Origin of the sequence: Sphingopyxis soli, assembly GCF_018682675.1 — a bacterium.
In the GTDB taxonomy this organism is placed as follows: Bacteria; Pseudomonadota; Alphaproteobacteria; order Sphingomonadales; family Sphingomonadaceae; genus Sphingopyxis; species Sphingopyxis soli.
The window spans coordinates 1-2,774 of sequence record NZ_JAFMTR010000081.1; the positions used below are offsets into that span (position 1 = coordinate 1).

Annotated in this window: 1 protein-coding gene; it reads right to left on the minus strand. The window is 65.1% G+C overall.

From position 1 onward, the window contains the following. Positions 1-200: 200 nt before the first annotated feature. On the minus strand, positions 201-2,468 hold the full coding sequence (locus J1N50_RS12935; RefSeq protein ID WP_215354122.1) for a TonB-dependent receptor: 2,268 nt from the start codon (positions 2,466-2,468) through the stop codon (positions 201-203). Positions 2,469-2,774 lie beyond the last annotated feature (306 nt).

The window sequence follows — 2,774 nt, forward strand, 5'->3', positions numbered from 1 at the left end:
CACGGCAAAACAAGAATCTGGAGTGCCGGTGTTGATTCAATCAAAACCGAACGCACTCTAAGGCGCCGAATCAAAGAAAAGGACCGTGTGTCCCCGCGCAGGCGGGGACCCCTCTCCGGCCGGTTACAAATAGCGCCTGCAGCAGATGGGCTCCCGCCTTCGCGGGAGCACATGGCTTCGGATTCTGACGTTCTGGCTGGCTAGAACTTCACCCCCGCCTCGACGCCCCAGATGCGGGGTTCGTTGACGTAACTCGTCAGGTTGTTGAAATCGATGCCGCCGGTCGGCGAGGCGTCGTTCGTGATGTTGCGCACGAAGCCCGCGATGTCGAAGCGGTCGGTCTTGTACCCGACGCGCAGCCCGCCCTCGATCAGCTTGTCGTCCGAGAATTCGACCGAGCGATAGAGGAAGAACTGGATCTTCGAACGATAATACCAGTCGGTGAAGGCATAGATGGCGCCATTGCCGACCGGGAATTCATAACCCGCGGTCCAGTTGAGCGTGAACTTCGGCGACTGCGGCAGCTGGTTGCCGTCGATCGAATAGATGCCGGGGCTGCCGGGGCGCACCGGGTCGAGAATCGTGCAGGGCGTCGCCGAGCCGCAGCCCGCGACATAGGCGTTGGGATCGTCGATCTTCGCGACGTTCCACGCGCCGCCGAGACTGAAGGTCAACCCCTTGGCGGGCGCCGCCTGCAGTTCGGCCTCGATCCCGTGGCCCTTGGCGTCGACGTTGAGCAGGCTGGCGACGTTGGCGGTGCCGCCGACGGCGGTGAGCTGCAGATCCTCGGTCTTGAAATAATAGCCGGTCAGGTTGAAGCGGAGGCGGTCGTCGAGGAAGGCGGTCTTGATGCCCGTTTCATACGACATCGTCTTTTCCGAATCGGCGGTCGAGATGGTGCGCGAGAAGGTCAGGCGGCCCTGAACCGACGGCGCGCGATAGCCGCGCGCGACGCGGGCGTAAAAGGTCAGCGCATCCGACGCTTCCCAGGTCGCGCTGGCGTCCCACGTCAGCAGCTTGCCGGTGACCTTCGCGGCCTGCGGCGGCACCGGCGTGTTCGGGTTGACGACGAAGGCGGGGCGCGTTTCGACCGGACGCGAGGCGACGAAGTCGCGCTTGTCATGGTTGTAACGCGCACCGCCCTGCAGCTTCAACCCGTTGCCGAAGTCATAGTTGACCGACCCGAACAGGCCGTAAGCCTTGGTGTCCTGACGCTGGATCGCGATCGCCGACGGGGTGGCGTCGGTCGGCCCGCCGAATTCGAAGCTGGTGATGTCGAGACCTTCGTCGAAGTAGAAGGCGCCGAACTGATAGCCGAGCCCGCCGCTGTTGTTCGAGGCGATGCGCAGCTCCTGCGTGAACTGGTCGAGGCTCGGCACATTGTCCTGGCTCTGCGCCTGGAACGGGATCAGGCCCGGACCCGACACGGGCAGGAACACCGCGCCGAAGCCGCCGTCGATGTCGCCGCGGCTCCTGAAATTGCCGTTCCAGTAGGAGGTGATCGAGTAAGCGGTCACCGGCCCGAAATCATATTCGAGGTTCAGCGCCGCGTTATAGGTGTTGAGCTTCTGGAAATTGAGCCCGTCCTGATAGACCTTGTCCCGCTCGAACGCCGTCGCCGCGCCGCCGAGTCCGACGAGATGGTTGCTGCCCGGGACCTGCGTGTTGGCGCGGAAGATGATCGCCGAGCCGTCATAGATGCGGACCTGGCCGGTTACGCGGCCGGTGAAGGGGCCGCTTTCATATTGCAGCTGCAGGCGCGCGGCGATGTCGTCATAACCGCCCAGATCCTTGGATTTCGTCGTCGCGACATTGTCGACCCAGTCGTCGCGGTGCTGGAACAGCCCCGACAGGCGGACCGAGAAGCCGCTGTCGTCGGCGGCGCCCGCCGCGACCTCGACCTGCGACGTGCCATAGCGGCCATAGCTGACGCGCGCATAGCCGCCGGTCTTGCCGGGCTTGACGGTGTCGAACTTGACGATGCCGGCGGGGGTGTTGCGGCCGAACAGCGTGCCCTGCGGCCCGCGCAACACCTCGACGCGGTCGAGGTCGAAGATCGGGAAACCCTTAAGGATCGGGTTTTCGAGGACGACGTCGTCATAGACCAGGCTCACCGGCTGCGAGGCGTTGAGGTCGAAATCGGTGTTGCCGAGGCCACGGATATAGAAGCGCGGGAAAGACCGGCCGTACGAGCTTTCGATGTTCAGGCTGGGGACGCGGCCCGCGAGCGCGCGGACGTCGGAACCGGTCGAGGTGATCGCGCCGAGCGCGTCGCCCGACAACACGCTGACCGCGATCGGCACGTCCTTCAGGCTTTCCTCACGGCGCTGCGCGGTGACGACGATATCGCCCAGGCCGCCCCCCTCGGCGGTAGGCGCGGCGTCCTGCGCGACGGCGGGGGCGGCCCAGCCGGCGGCGAGGATGGCGAGGACGGGGGCTATAGCGGTAGCGGAAGGAAAAAGGCGCATGGCGAGCTTCCTGAAACAGAGTGAACGATGGGAGAGCGAAAAACCAACGGCTCTTTGGCGGTCCGCGCCGCCGCGATCAATCGGCGAAGCACGGGCTGCCGACGATCATGTCAGCAGTGTTGCGCAATTGCTTCACTTTCGAGGCCAGGGATGCCCGGCTCCGGCCGCAAGTCGCCATTCGCGGCCGGTCAGGATCGGATGGCGGGAAGCGAGCGATTGCTGCCACAATATCCTCCCCGCTTACGGGGAGGGGGACCGCCGAAGGCGGTGGAGGGGGCTGGCGTCCTGAAGCGGCGCTGCGCAAGG

Excerpts from the sequence above, each read along its gene's own strand:
- J1N50_RS12935 (WP_215354122.1), bottom strand. The coding sequence starts at position 2,468 with ATGCGCCTTTTTCCTTCCGCTACCGCTATAGCCCCCGTCCTCGCCATC.